This is a genomic window from Streptomyces sp. NPDC031100, assembly GCF_055570785.1.
Map to the genome: position 1 here is coordinate 90,986 of NZ_JBVIGN010000021.1, position 14,058 is coordinate 105,043.

Annotated in this window: 10 protein-coding genes; all 10 read right to left on the reverse strand. The window is 73.1% G+C overall.

Annotated elements, in window-relative coordinates:
• Positions 1-11: 11 nt before the first annotated feature.
• Positions 12-1,520 (reverse strand): FHA domain-containing protein, encoded by a 1,509-nt coding sequence (locus ACZ5DS_RS40020; protein ID WP_468248766.1) that lies wholly within the window; start codon positions 1,518-1,520, stop codon positions 12-14.
• 50 nt (positions 1,521-1,570) lie between these two features.
• Positions 1,571-2,917, reverse strand: a complete 1,347-nt coding sequence (locus ACZ5DS_RS40025; RefSeq protein WP_468248769.1) for a vWA domain-containing protein — start codon at positions 2,915-2,917, stop codon at positions 1,571-1,573.
• A 101-nt stretch (positions 2,918-3,018) separates the two neighbouring features.
• The gene (locus ACZ5DS_RS40030) at positions 3,019-4,326 is read right to left on the reverse strand and encodes a PP2C family serine/threonine-protein phosphatase (protein WP_468248771.1); all 1,308 of its coding nucleotides are present in this window, start codon (positions 4,324-4,326) and stop codon (positions 3,019-3,021) included.
• Between the two features lie 3 nt (positions 4,327-4,329).
• Positions 4,330-6,798: a serine/threonine-protein kinase gene (locus ACZ5DS_RS40035; RefSeq protein ID WP_468248773.1), complete on the reverse strand. Its 2,469-nt coding sequence runs from the start codon at positions 6,796-6,798 to the stop codon at positions 4,330-4,332.
• The gene (locus ACZ5DS_RS40040) at positions 6,795-8,099 is read right to left on the reverse strand and encodes a hypothetical protein (RefSeq protein WP_468248775.1); all 1,305 of its coding nucleotides are present in this window, start codon (positions 8,097-8,099) and stop codon (positions 6,795-6,797) included. Before ACZ5DS_RS40040 ends, ACZ5DS_RS40035 begins: the two co-directional genes overlap by 4 nt.
• A 51-nt stretch (positions 8,100-8,150) precedes the next feature.
• Positions 8,151-9,182 carry a glutamate ABC transporter substrate-binding protein gene (locus ACZ5DS_RS40045; RefSeq protein WP_468248778.1) on the reverse strand — a complete coding sequence of 344 codons (1,032 nt, stop codon included), beginning with the start codon at positions 9,180-9,182 and terminating at the stop codon, positions 8,151-8,153.
• 14 nt (positions 9,183-9,196) lie between these two features.
• On the reverse strand, positions 9,197-10,630 hold the full coding sequence (locus ACZ5DS_RS40050) for a hypothetical protein (RefSeq protein ID WP_468248781.1): 1,434 nt from the start codon (positions 10,628-10,630) through the stop codon (positions 9,197-9,199).
• A gap of 230 nt (positions 10,631-10,860) precedes the next feature.
• Positions 10,861-11,844, reverse strand: coding sequence for an N-acetylglucosamine kinase (locus ACZ5DS_RS40055; protein ID WP_468248783.1), 984 nt, complete (start codon positions 11,842-11,844; stop codon positions 10,861-10,863).
• On the reverse strand, positions 11,835-13,157 hold the full coding sequence (locus ACZ5DS_RS40060; RefSeq protein WP_468248786.1) for a 6-phospho-beta-glucosidase: 1,323 nt from the start codon (positions 13,155-13,157) through the stop codon (positions 11,835-11,837). The genes ACZ5DS_RS40055 and ACZ5DS_RS40060 overlap by 10 nt, the downstream gene beginning before the upstream one ends.
• A gap of 6 nt (positions 13,158-13,163) precedes the next feature.
• The gene (locus tag ACZ5DS_RS40065) at positions 13,164-14,057 is read right to left on the reverse strand and encodes a carbohydrate ABC transporter permease (RefSeq protein ID WP_468248788.1); all 894 of its coding nucleotides are present in this window, start codon (positions 14,055-14,057) and stop codon (positions 13,164-13,166) included.
• Position 14,058 lies beyond the last annotated feature (1 nt).

A 14,058-nucleotide genomic window follows, 5' to 3' on the forward strand; every position in this document is an offset into this window, starting at 1 on the left:
CCGTCCCGGTGTCAGCCTCTGCGGACGGTGATCGTCGTCCAGGCGCCGACGTGCACCCGGTCGCCGTGCTGCAGCGGCACCGGCACGAACGGCTGGATCGGCTCGTCCGAGCCGTTCACCGTGGTGCCGTTCGTCGAGTTCTGGTCGACGACCGCCCAGCTGCCGTCCGGCTGCTGGACCAGCACCGCGTGCTGGTGCGAGACGCCCGGATCCTCCGGCGGCACCGACAGGTCGATGTCCGGGGTGTCGCCGGTGGAGTGCCGGCGGCGCCCGATGGTGACCTGGTTGCCGGTGAGCGTGCGCTGCTGCTCGGGCGAGTAGGCGGGCAGGTTCAGACCCGCGGCCTCGGGGCCCGAGCGCTGCATCATCGCCATGAAGTACTCGCGGTCCGGGCCGATGGTCGCCGTCCACGTCAGGGGACCCTGCGGCGCCTGCGGGAAGCCGGGGCCGGGCGGGGCCTGGGTGGCGCCGGGCTGCGGGTAGCCGTAGCCGCCGCCGGGACCTCCCGGGCCGCCAGGGCCCCCTGCGGGGCCGGCGGACGACGGCGGGGAGATCACCCAGTCGTCCTCACCGCCGCCGAAGGCCGGACCGCCGGCCGGGGGCCGGCCGGTCTCCCGCGGGAACGCGGGCGGCGCGGGCGGGCCGGACTGCTGGAACGCCTGCGGCGCACCGCCGGCCGTGCCGCCGGGACCGCCGGGCGGCGGCGGAACCGGACGGGAGGGGCCGCCACCGAAGCCGGAGGGGCCGGGCGCACCAGGTCCACCAGGGACGCCGGGGCCGCCGGGGCCGGAGGGCTCACGGCCGAAGGGCGGCGGACCGGACGGACCACCGGGGCCGCCGGGGCCCTGGCCCTGTCCACCACCGAAGCCGGACGGACCGCCGGGTCCACCAGGTCCACCAAGCCCACCGGGCCCCTGCCCCGGGCCGTTACCGAAGGGCGACGGAGGGCCGGACGGACGCTCGCCGCCGCCGAAGCCGCCCGGAGCACCGGGACCACCCGGACCCCCCGGACCACCGGGACCACCGGGACCGCCCGAGGTGGGCGGCGGGCCGGACGGGCCGCGCGCGCCGGCGAACGGCGTCGGGCCCGACGGCTCGCTGCCGAAGGACGGGATCGGCTCGGCGGGCCGGTTCATCTGCGAGGGCCGTGAGCCCTGGTACTCGTACGAGTCACCGCCGCCGTACGTCGCGCTCGGCGGATTGAAGCGGGGCTGGGGCGGGCGCGGAGCGGCCGGGGTGTACGACGTGGCCGTGTTGGTCAGGAAGTTCCACCGGCACTCCTCGCAGAAGGGCGCGCCGCCCTCGCGGGGCGTGCGGCACTGCGGGCACAGCTCCGGCTCGGGGGCACCCGCCGCGGGCGGGCGGCCGCCGGGCTGGGTGCCCTGCGGGGGCGGGAAGCCGTAGCCGCCGCCGGCGGGCGGGGGCGGCGGGGGCGGAGGTACGGCACCGGCCATGCGGTGACCGCAGACCTCGCACCAGTCGTCGGAACCCGACTGGTGTCCGTTCGGGCAGGTCGGCATGTCGGCGCTTCCCCCTCTCCTTCAGGGTCCTACTCGGTACTGCTACGGCACTACTTCTTTACACGAACAGTCTTTGTGGACCGTGTCTCGAGAGTCATCTCGTCGGCCTCCGCGACCTTCGCCTTCAGTCGCACAGTACCTGTCGCGGCGTCGACCACGTCCACCACCTTCGCAAGCAGTTTCGCAGTATCCGCGTTCCCCGAGGCACTCGCGAGCTGAACTGCGCGCCCCAGTTTGGCCGTTGCTCCGTCGAAATCGCCCGCTTTGCGAAGATCGAGCCCCTGCTGGATGGCTTGTGCCAGTTCGGCCTGCCCGGTGTAGTGGGCGACTTGGGGGTTGATCGAGGTCGAGGCCGTCATGTCGTCGGTCCACACGGCCCGTACGAGGCCCTGGGCGCCGAGGTTCTGTACCGATCCGTCCGGTTGTGGGACGACCAGCGAGACCCGGGCGGCGAGCATCTCCTGGCCGAGACCGGCCGCCGGGACCTCGACGCACAGGTGGTAGTCGCGGGACTCGTCGCCCCAGGACCCGGTGGGATAGTCCCCGGCCCGCGGCCCGGCCTCCGTGCGGCGGCCGGTCAACTCCTCCACCGTGGGCGCCACTTGCTTGACGAACTTGATGGTCGTACCGACCGGCGTCCACACCCGCAGTGCGACGTCGGCGACCTCCTTGCCCATCGCCGTCTCCATCATCCGCGTGAAGTCGGCGGCCAGGCCGGCCGGGTCGGCGACGATGTCGGCCGTGCCGAGCAGCGCGGAGGCGATCCCTGTGACTTCTTTCACTTCCCAGTCGGTGCCCACGCCCCGCGCGTCACAGGTGAACCGCCCGGCGCAGTCGTCGAGGGCGGCCCGGAGGTCCTCCGGCGACTCGTGCTCGTTGCGGCCGTCGGTCAGCAGGATGCCGTGCCGGATGGTGACGTCCGCCGCGGACAGCAGCCGGTCGGCGAGCCGCAGCCAGGTGCCGATGGCCGTGCCGCCGCCCGCGCTGAGCCGGCGCAGCGCCTGCTTGGCCTGCTCGCGGGTGGTGGCGTCGGCGATCGCGAGCCGTCCGCCGCCGGGGTAGACCTCCTTGGCGACGTGGGTGCCGCCGATCACCGCGAAGCGCGTGCCGTCGCGCAGGGTGTCGATCGCGGCGGCCGTGGCGTCGCGGGCGTTGCGCATCTTGGTCGGCGGGTAGTCCATGGAGCCCGAGCAGTCGACCATGAGCGCCACCGCGGCGGCGGGCCCCTGGCCGGGCGCGTACAGGTGCGGGGCCGCCATGGCGCCCCCGACCGTGCCGCCGCCGGTCGCGGTCACGGTGACGATGGCGTTGACTTCACGGCCGCCCTCGGGCAGGTACTCGTTCTGGTAGACGTCCACCGAGAACTGCGGCACGTTCGACTTCGCGAAATTGGCCATGCTCGTTCGAATCCCCCTCGGACACCCCGCTGACGCGAGGCAATGCGTGTGCACGGACCGGTCCCCTCCGGTCCGTCAAGGCTTCCCCGTCGTGTACGGCCTCAGGCCGATCCTGCCCCCTGCTGCGGTGCCGGGAACGGCAGGACGGCCACTGTTACGTTGTCGTGGCCCCCGCCGTCCAGGGCGTGGCCGACCAGCACCCGGGCGCTGTGCAGCGGCCGCTCGGCCGCGTCCGCCGGGACGACCTCGGACATCTCCTCCGCCGTCTCCGCGTAGTTCCACAGGCCGTCGGTGCACACCACCACGACCCCGGGCCGGTCCGGCTTGAAGGAGGCGGTGTGCGGCTCCAGTTCGTAGGCGTCCGCGCCGAGCCAGCCGGTGATCGCGTGGGCGCGCTCGTCGGCGTACGCCTCCGCCTCGCTCATCAGGCCGGCCGCGACCATCTGCGCGGCCCACGAGTCGTCCTCTGTCAGCCGGGCCGCGGGCGCGCTGCGGTCGGCCGGTACCCAGTAGGCGCGGCTGTCGCCGACCCAGCCGACCACCAGCAGCCCGGAGGTGACGACCGCGCCGACGATGGTGCACGCCGGGGCGTTCTGGTGCGGGGCGTGCTCGCGGGCCGAAGCGGGCTCCTCGGCGAGCGCGTTGACGGCCTGTGCGGCGGCCACGATCGCCTCGTGCATCGCCTGCTGCGGGTGGGTGCCGCGCGGCAGGGCCGCCAGCAGGGTGTCACCGGCCGCCTGCGAGGCGGCCGTCGAAGCCTCGTCGGGCCGGGTCGCCGAGGACACGCCGTCGCAGACGATCGCCAGGGCGGCCGGCGAGCCGTCGGGCAGCGCGGTCCGGCCGACGGCGAAGTCGTCCTCGTTGCGGTGGTGGCGCAGGCCGCGGTCGCTGACCGCGGCGACCGGGCCCGACTCCCGCTCCATGTGGTCGCGTTCGCGGGGCTGGGCGTGCCCGCAGTTCTCGCAGTAGCCGTCGCTGTCCACCCGGCCCGCCCGGCAGGCCACGCAGAGCTGCTGGGGCTCCTCCGGTACGGCGGGGGCCGCCGCGCGCGGGTCCGGTGCCTGCAGCGGGTACTCGTCGGGCTCCGGGGGCCGGTCGAAGCGGACGCCGGCCGGTGCCGGTTCCTGCGGGTGCAGGGGCTTGCCGCCCGAGTCGGTACCCGGCAGATCGGACGGCAGGTGCGCCTCGGCGGGCGTGCTGCCGGAGCCGGCCGGCTCGGGGGCGGGCCAGTCCACGCCGTCGCCGGGCACGGGGGAGCCGGTCATGGTGAGCGTCGGATGGTCCTGCGGCGGGACGGGCACGACGGACAGGTCGTATCCGCACGCGCCGCAGAAGAGGTCACCCGACTCGAGCGGCTCCGCGCAGCTCGGGCACGTGGACAGTGCGGCCTGCTGGGGCATCTGCGACATCAACTACACCCACGTCCGGGGGCGGTAACGGTTGGCCCGTTCCACCAGCTCGATCCTCTCCTCGCCGCCGGGCGCCAGCCGGGCCAGCGTGCGGTACGCGCGCTCCAGGCCGAAGCGGAGGCCCCGCTCGTCCAGACCGCTGCCGAGCAGCACCCGTCCGCCGGCGGCGGGTCGGTCGGCGCCCTGGCCTGTGGAGAGTATCCAGTCCAGCGCGCTGCCGAGCACTTCGGCGGACAACTGCTCGCGGCGTGCCGGGTCCAGACCGTACGCGTCCAGCGCCTCGACCTGGCCGGCGGCGGCCGTCAGGTCGTCCAGGAACGGTACGTCACCCGCGCTCGCCGTGCGCTGTCTGAGCCGGGCCCGGACGGCGGCGACCCGGGCGGCCGTGTAGTGGATGGAGGACTCCGGCACCGACTCCAGGGTCCGCACGGCGCCGTGCCGGTCCCCGGCCGCGAGCTGCACCCGGGCGAGGCCGAAGGCGGAGCTGACGAAGCTCGGGTCGGTCGCCCACACCAGGCGGTAGTACTCGGCCGCGTTGTCCAGCTGGCCGAGCACCTCCGCGCACAGGCCGAGCGCCAGCTTGGGCGCGGCCTCGCCCGGGAAGGCGTCGTAGATCGCGTCGAAGGCCAGCGCCGCGCTCTCGAAGTCGCCGGTGACCAGGGCGGCCACGCCCCGGTACCAGACCACCCGCCAGTCGTCGGGCCGCTCCTCGTCCAGCTTGCTCAGCGCCATCAGCGCGGCCTGGTGGTCACCGCTCTCCAGCCGGGCGCGGATCTGCCGCAGCCGGGTCTCGACGGTCCGTACGGGCGCCGCGTCCAGCGCGCTGATCAGCTCGGCCGGCGCGGAGGCCATCAGGCCCGCCAGGAAACCGGCGTTGGGGTCGTTCGGGTCGACCAGCGGGACGGGCAGCGCGAGCGCGGCGGCGGGCGTGTCGACCTGCTTGACCAGGGCCGCCGGCGGCAGAGCGGGGGCGGACCCGGCGGGCGCCGCCGCGCGCGCCCCCAGCCGCGACACGTCCCCGGCCGCCTTGGGGAACAACTCCGTGTCGGTGACCTTCACTTCGGGTCCGAACAGCGTCGACAGCGCGGGCCGGGCCTGCCCGGTCTGCAGCGAGACGACCTCGCGCAGGACCCCGGTCAGCTGCTCGGACATCTCCTGCGCGGAGGCGAACCGGCGGGCCGGGTCGGGGTCGGTGGCGCGGACGAGCAGCCGGTAGAAGGACTCGTACCGGTGGAAGACCTCGATGCTGTCCGGGTCGGGCAGGGAGTCCACGAAGACGTTCGTGTAGCCCTGGAAGTCGAAGGTGAGCACCGCGAGGGTACGGCCCACCGTGTACAGGTCGCTCGCCACCGACGGGCCGACCTCGGCGACCTCCGGCGCCTGGTAGCCCACCGTGCCGTAGATCGCCGACTCGTCGTCGTCCATGCGGCGCACCGCGCCCATGTCGATCAGCTTGAGCTGGTCCTCGGTCTGGATGGCGTTGTCGACCTTGAAGTCGCAGTACAGCAGGTTGCGGCTGTGCAGATGGCCGAGCGCCTCAAGCGCCTCGATGCCGTACGCACACGCCTGCTCCACCGGCAGCGGATCGCGCCGGCCGTCCGGGGTGCGGCGGGCGTTGGCGATCTCCTTCAGCGACTTGCCGCCGACGTACTCCATGACGATGTAGCCGTCGAGGGAGCCGGTGCGCTGGTCGAGGTGCTCCACGAAGTTGTAGATCCGCACGATGTTGGCGTGCTCGATCTCCGCGAGGAAGCGCCGCTCGGAGATCGCCGCCGCCATCGCGTCCTGGTCGCCGGTGTCCAGCAGACCCTTGAGCACCACCCACCGGTCGGACACGGCCCGGTCCACGGCGAGGTAGATCCAGCCCAGGCCGCCGTGCGCCAGGCAGCCCGCGACCTCGTACTGGCCGTGCACGATGTCCCCGGCCTTCAGCTTCGGCACGAACGAGTACGGGTGCCCGCACTTGGTGCAGAACCCCTCCGTGCGCCCCGGCCGCTCGCCCCGGGCCCGGCCGACAGGAGCCCCGCAGTCGGACCGCGAGCAGAACCGCTTCCGCTCGGGCACCTCCGGGTTCTCCAGCACCATCGCGCGCGGGTCGGGACGCGGCACCTGCGGCACCGAGACCAGCCCTGCGCCCAGCCGCCCCCGCGTGGAGGTGCCGGAGGAGGAGCCGGAGCTGCGCACCGACACCGAGCGGCCGGTGGAGTTGCCCGACAGGGAGCGCGAGAGCCGCCCGGACACCGAGCGCCGCGACTTCGACGACTGCGAGGACGTACGCGAGCTGCGCGCGCTGCCGCTGCTCGCCGAGCCCTTGCCGCCGCCGGTGATCCCGGTGGGCGGCGAGCCGACCATGCCGGTCGCGGAGACGACGGGTGCGAGACCGCAGGTGTCGCAGTACAGCTCGCCGCCGCCGACGTCCTCGTACGTCCCCTCGCAGCCCGGCCGCTGGCACTTCTGCTGTGCCTGACTCATGACGACTCACTCCTACGGTCCTGAGGCCCGCCCTGCTGGGGAATCCTCGCTGCGCCGAACTGCTCGGCCGCCGCCTGCTGGTAGCGCAGCACGGCCTGTTCGGCCACCCGCAGGTCGCAGGGCGCGCTCCAGAGCATGCGCCGCGCGGAGTCGTACCGCTCGACCAGCAGCGGGTCCTCGGCCAGCCCGTGCCGGGCCACCTTCGCCTTGTACGCGTCGAGCCGACCGCGCAGCTCGGCGCGGACCGCGAGAGGCGCGGTGACCGCCGTCAACGACTCGCGGGCGCGCTGCAGTTCGTCCTCGGCCTTCTGCTCCAGGGACTCCAGGAGCGGCGAGAGCCGGTGCCACTGCGCCTGCCGCCGGTACTCCGCCGCGGTGGCCAGCTGCTCCTGCAGCGCGGTCGGCGGCCCGCTGACGACGGGCACCTCGGTCGCGGCGATCTTGGCGAGCACCTCCCCGCGCGCGGTGCGCGCCTCGGCGAGGGTGCGGTCCGCGCGGGAGAGCACGTCCCGCAGCCGGATCAGCCGTGCCTCCGCGTCCTGGCGGACCGTCAGCACGGCGTCGATCTCCCGCCGTACGTCCTCCAGGGCGCGCGCCTCACGGTCGTACACCGTGGTGTCCGGCCGGCCGCCGCCGGGCGCCGAACTGCCCTCGGCCGGCAGCCAGAAGGCCAGCGGGTCCGAGACCACGTCCTCGCGCAGCTTCGTCAGCGTGCGCGTGATGCGCTCCAGGTCGTCGCCGGCCGGGTGCTCGCCGGGGCGTACGCCGACGGAGTGCGCGAGCTTGCGGGTGCGCTGGAGTTCCGCGGCGAGTAAATCGATCCGCGCGGGCAGCGCCGACCAGACCGCGTCGGCGGTGACGACCAGGTCCAGCGAGGACGCGTACAGCTCGTTCATCCGGTCGACCAGGGTGCCGAGCGAGAAGTTCTCGCTGAGCCGGCCCGTGGCCGTGGTGGCGCCGCCGGGCACGGTGACGGCCTCGCCGCGCAGCAGCTCGGTCAGCTCCACCAGGTCCTCGCGGCTGGACCAGCGGCGGCGGGCTCGGATCTCCCGGGCGGAGCGCAGCGCCGCCGTGTAGGCGTCGAAGTACGCCCACAGCAGGGTGATCGACGCCTCCGCGGCCGCCCAGCGTTCCCGGGTGACGCCGGTCAGCTCGGCGCCTTCGAGGAGTCTGCGGCCCGCGTGGTCCTGCAGGGCGAGCAGCGAGGTCTCGATCGCCTCGTGCTCGGCGCCGAGCCGCGCCAGCGCACGGTCCACCTCGTCCCGGTCCATCACCGGCCCGGCGGGGTCCGTGACGCCCATCGATCACCTCTCGCTGCTGTGTGGTTGGCCTGGATTCCTGGGGGTCGGGGGTCAGCTGGTGCGCAGGTACTGCGGTGCGGGCGGCTTGGACGGTCCCGCGTCCTTGCCCAGTGTGGCCGACAGCCACGTGTCGTACGACGCCTGCCAGCCGTTCCCGCGGTAGTCGACCAGGACGCGATTGACCCGGCGTACCAGATCGGTGGCGTCCTTCTTCATCGCCACGCCGTAGTACTCGGTCGTGAACGCCGCGCCCTTCAGTTCGACCGTCGGGTCCTGGGCGGCCTGGCTCGCGGCGAGCGCGCCGTCGGTGACGACCGCGTCGACCTCGCCGAGCTGCAGCCGGACCAGGCAGTCGAGCTGGTTGGGGACGGTGGTGGAGATGTCGGTGGACGCGGGCAGGGTGCCCTTGTCCCGGTCCGCCTTGAGCTTGCTGTAGGCGGTGGAACCGGACGCCGTGCAGATCCTCTTGTGCGCGAGCGTGTCGTTGTAACCGGTGACGGTCGACGCCTTGGGCGCCAGCACCTGCTGCCCGGTCTTGAAGTAGGGCGCGGAGAAGGCGACCTCGTCGAGCCGCTGGCAGGTGATGGTCATCGTGCGCACGACCATGTCGACCCGGCCGTCCTGGATCGCGGGGATGCGCTGGCTGGTCGGTATCGCCTTGAACTGCACCGCGTCCGGGTCGCCGAGGATGTCCTGGGCGATCCGGTGCGCCAGGTCGATGTCGAAGCCCTCCAGCTCCGCGCCCTGGGTGTTCGGGTTGCGGTAGCCCCAGTGGTAGCTGTTCTGGTCGACGCCGACGACCAGTTTGCGCTTGGCGCCCGTACGGGACTTGATGGCCGCGATGGTCGGCCCGTCGGCGCCGGACGGCGACAGCGTCTGCTTCTGCGCGTCGGAGTCCTTGCAGTTCCCGGCCCGTACCTGGCTGCCGTCGGCCAGGCCCGGGCCGCCCGTGCCCGCACCCTGCTGGGCGGCCTCGGTCCGCGGCAGCAGCAGGACGAACGCCAGCGCCAGGGCGCACAGCACCGCCATCGCGCCGACTCCGCCCCAGCCCCGCAGGGAGGCCCGTGCACGTGCTGCGTACATCGTCCTGCCCCCTGTCACCGGTACTCCGAAAGCCTGCGCCCGATGCCGGCGACCGCGCCCGCCGCGCCCAGGACCGCCAGGACGGCGGCACCGATGGGCAGCCCGGTCATCGCGTCCCGTCCGTCCCCGGCGGCCTGCCGGAACTCGGCCTGCTCGTGGTCGAGGGCCAGGGCGAGATTGCGGTCGACGCTGTCGAAGCACTCACCGGTCGCACCCTTGCCACCGATCACCATGTCCAGTGCCTGCTGGTAGTTGCCGTTCTCGTCCTCGGTACGGGCGGAGGTGTGACGCTTCTTCCACACCGCCATGTTGCCCTCGGCCGCCTTGACCGGCCCGGTGCCCGCCTGGTCGTCCGCGAGCCCCTCGGCCTCGGTGAGGCCCTTGCCGAGCACGGTCATGTCCTTGTCGAAGTCGTAGTAGTACGCGTCGTACTGCTTGCCGTCGACCGTGACGGTCTCGGCGCCGCGCGCCACCAGGCTGAGGTTCTCGTTGCCGCGCGCCTTCAGGGAGGCGATCCGGGCGTCGTGCAGCACCTTCAGCGAGCGGATGCCGTGGTCGTACGAGCCGTTCAGGCCCGAGCGGGCGACGGCGTGCCCGACGACCAGCCACAGCAGCACCACGGTGGTGGCCGCGGTGGCGGCGACCAGGCCGTGGTTGAGGACGCGGTTGGTGCGCCGGTAGGTGCGGTGCTGCGCCCAGCCGAGCACGGCCAGGGCGAGCACGCCGAGCGCGATCGCGACCCACGGGTACGGCGTCGCGTCCCCGTAGTCGGCGTCGAGGCGCTGGTTCTCCTTCGTGTAGAGATCCTCCGCCGCCGGGAGCATCTCCTTCTGCATCTTCTCGTTGGCGTAGCGCAGATAGGCGCCGCCGACCGGATATCCCTGCCGGTTGTAGGTACGGGCGCGCTCGATGAGGCCCTTGTACTCGGGCAGCAGCCGGTTCAGTTTGGCGATGGTCGCCTCGGAGGCCGAGCCCGGCTCCGCGTTGGCGGCGGCCGTGACGAGTCCCGCGGCGGCCGTACGGATGTCCTTCTCGTACCGGTCGCGCGCGTCCGCGGTCTCCTGCCCGCCGGCCAGGAACCCGCTGGAGGCGGCCGTGTTGGCGTCGGCCAGCGAGCGGTAGATGCCGGCGGCGCCGGAGCTGAGCGGCTGGCTGCGGTGCAGCACGTCGTCGGCGGCGGCCGCCCGCTCGGAGGCCTGCCAGGCGGTGACCGCCCCGAACGCGACGACGAGCAGCGCGAGGACGGCCCCGATGATCCGCAGCCGCCCCGGCTCGGTGGTCGCCGTGGCCCGCAGCCGCTCGACGCCCTCGGCGAAGGCGGTGCGGCGGGCGGGCTGAGCAGGGGAGAGGGATGCGGCGAGCGGTGGCCGGCCGGGCTGGGCCGGGATGCCGGGCATGGCGGAACCCGCCGTCGGTGGTGCCGTGCTGCTCTTCGGCGGGTGTGTCACTTGACCTCCCCCATGGTCATCGGTTCGCCGCCAAGTATCACCGCCCGGACTGACATCCGCACCAGCCTTCACTCGATCTTGATCGGATCGCAGCGCAACCCACGGTGTGACGGCGCGAGGAGCGGGCCGCACCACCCCCTGCCGATGAACACGCCGGGCGCATCGGATCGGTTCCCTTGCGACCTGCGTCGACGTGGCCTTCGCCGAGCCCGCTTCCAGTCCGCACTCCTCTACCTGGACCAGTAGGCCCGAGCCCGCTCCTGCGCCTCCACCCCCGCCCTCAGCCGGTCCAGGCCCAGCAGGGCCGCGCCCAGGACCGGGCCGGCCGTCACCACCCGGACATCGGCCTTGGGGGCCCGGGCGGAGAGCAGATCGCGGATGGTGTCGTCCAGTTGGGCGTGGCCGGCGGTCAGGACGCTGCCGCCCAGCAGGACCGGGGTCTCCTCGCCGAGCAGATCGAGGCGGGTGAGGGCCACCGTGGCCATCGTGGTCACCTCCTCGGCGAGGCGGTGCACGATCGAGCGGGCGACCGGGTCGCCCTGCGCGGCCGTCTCGAAGAGGACCGGGGTCAGTTCATGCCGGCGGCCGTGTTCGACGTGCTCCAGGTGCAGGGCCTCGATCAGGGCGTACATGGAGGGGAGGCCGAAGTGGGCGGGGAGGGTGCGGGCCAACTGCGTCGGCTCGCCGCGGCCGTCCTCGGCACGGGCCGCGTACCAGAGGGCCTCCTCGGCCAGCCCCCAGCCACCACCCCAGTCACCGGAGATACGGCCGATCGCCGGGAAGCGGGCGGTACGGCCGTCGGGGCGCATGCCCACGCAGTTGATGCCCGCGCCGCACACCACGGCCACGCCCCGGGGCTCGGCCACGCCCGCCCGCAGGATCGCGAACGTGTCGTTGCGGACCTCCACCGAGGAGCCCCACGCGCGCGCGTGCAGCGCGGTCGCCAACTGCTCCTCCTCCACCGGCAGATCGGCGTTGGCGAGGCAGGCGGAGACGTGGGAGACGGCGGGCAGGCCCGCGTCCGCGAGCGCCCGCACGACCGGGTCGGCCAGGGCGTCCATCGCCGCCTCCACGCCCACCCCCGGCGGGCGGAAGCCGCCGCCACGGGCCGTGGCCAGGACCACCCCGTCGGCGGTGACCACGGCCACGTCGGTCTTGCTGTTGCCCGCGTCGATGGCGAGAACACTCCCGGATTCAGGTGCGGTCAGGCCCACGCGAGGTGCTCCCGGTTGTGCGCGACGAGTCGGTCGGTGAGGGTGTCGGCGTACTCGTACTGGCCGATGAGAGGATGGGCCAGCAGCGCCCTGAAGACGCGGTCCCGGCCGCCGCGCAGCGCCGCCTCCAGGGCCAGGTCCTCGTACGTCGTCACGTTCGCCACCAGGCCCGCGTACAGCGGGTCCAGGTCCGGGACGGGCAAGGGCACCGGGCCGGTGGGGCCGACCGCCGCCTGGACCTCGATCACCGCGTCGTCCGGCAGGAACGGCAGCGTGCCCTTGTTGAGGGTGTTCACCACCTGGTACGGACTGCCCGCTCCCGCCCGTCGCCCGCCACCACCCTCAAACGAGGGCCCTTCGGGCCCGCTGCCCTGGTTTCCCAGCAGGGCCGCCGCCAGGTCCACCGCCGCCTCCGAGTAGAAGGCGCCGCCCCGCTCGGCCAGCAGCGCCGGCTTCTCGTCCAGGGACGGGTCGCCGTACATCTCAAGCAACTCGCGCTCCATGGCGGCGACTTGCTCCGCCCGGGAGGGCTTGGTGCGCAGTTCTCGTACGACCTCGTCGTGGGCGTAGTAGTAGCGCAGGTAGTAGGAGGGGACCACGCCCAGGCGGTCCAGGAGGGGGCGGGGCAGGCACAGGTCGTCGGCGATGGCGTCGCCGTTCTCGGCCAGGAGCCCCGGCAGCACGTTCGCGCCCTCGGGGCCGCCGAGGCGCACCCCCGTCTCCCAGGTGAGGTGGTTCAGGCCCACGTGGTCCAGGTGGACGTCCTTCGGGTCGGTGCCCAGCAGCGCCGCGAACTTGCGCTGGAGACCGATCGCCACGTTGCACAGGCCCACCGCCCGGTGGCCGGCCTGGAGCAGGGCGCGGGTGACGATGCCGACCGGGTTGGTGAAGTCGATGATCCAGGCACGGGGGTTGGTACGGCGGACGCGTTCGGCGATGTCGAGGACGACCGGGACCGTGCGCAGTGCCTTGGCCAACCCGCCGGCTCCCGTCGTCTCCTGGCCGATGCAGCCGCACTCCAGCGGCCAGGTCTCGTCCTGCCGGCGGGCCGCCTGGCCGCCGACGCGGAGCTGGAGCAGGACGGCGTCGGCGCCCTCGACGCCCGCGTCCAGGTCGGAGGTGGTGACGATCCGGCCCGGGTGGCCCTGCTTGGCGAAGATACGGCGGGCCAGGCCGCCCACCAGCTCCAGGCGCTCGGCGGCCGGGTCCACCAGCACCAGTTCCTCGATGGGCAGGGCGTCCCTGAGGCGCGCGAAGCCGTCGATGAGTTCGGGGGTGTAGGTCGAGCCTCCGCCGACCACAGTGAGTTTCATACGTGGTTAACCCTTCACTCCGGTGAGCGTGACGCCCTCCACGAACGCCTTCTGGGCGAAGAAGAACACGAGGATCACGGGGGCCATGACCAGCACGGTCGCGGCCATGGTCAGGTTCCAGTCGGTGTGGTGCGCGCCCTTGAAGGACTCCAGGCCGTAGGAGAGGGTCCAGGCGCCGGGGTTCTCCGAGGCGTAGATCTGGGGGCCGAAGTAGTCGTTCCAGGCGTAGAAGAACTGGAAGAGGGCGACGGCGGCGATGCCCGGCTTCGCCATCGGCAGGATCACCCGCAGCAGGGTCCGCAGGTCGCCGCAGCCGTCCACCTTCGCAGCGTCGACGTACTCGTTCGGGATCGTCATCAGGAACTGGCGCAGCAGGAAGATGGAGAACGCGTCCCCGAACGCCATCGGGATGATCAGCGGCCACAGCGTGCCCGACAGGTCCAGCTGCTTCGCCCAGAACAGGTACATCGGGATGATGATCACCTGCGGGGGCAGCATCATCATCGAGATCACCAGCATGAGCAACAGATTGCGGCCCCGGAAGCGGAACTTCGCGAGCGCGTACGCCACCGGGATGGAGGACACCACGGTCAGTACCGTGCCGAGACCGGCGTAGATCAGCGTGTTCTTCCACCAGGTCAGGAAGCCGGGCGTGTCGAAGACCTTCCGGTAGTTGCCCCACTCCCAGGTGTGCGGGATCAGGTCCCGGCTGAGCGCCTGGGTGTCGCTCATCAGCGAGGTCAGGAACACGAACACGAAGGGGAGGGTGAAGAAGAGGGCCGCGGCGACGCCGAGGGAGTGGACCGCGATCCATTCGAGCAGCGCCCGGCGACGGGCGGTCCGCTCCACCCCGGACACCGGCCACGCCGGCTTCACCGGCTGGTCCAGTACTTGGGTCATG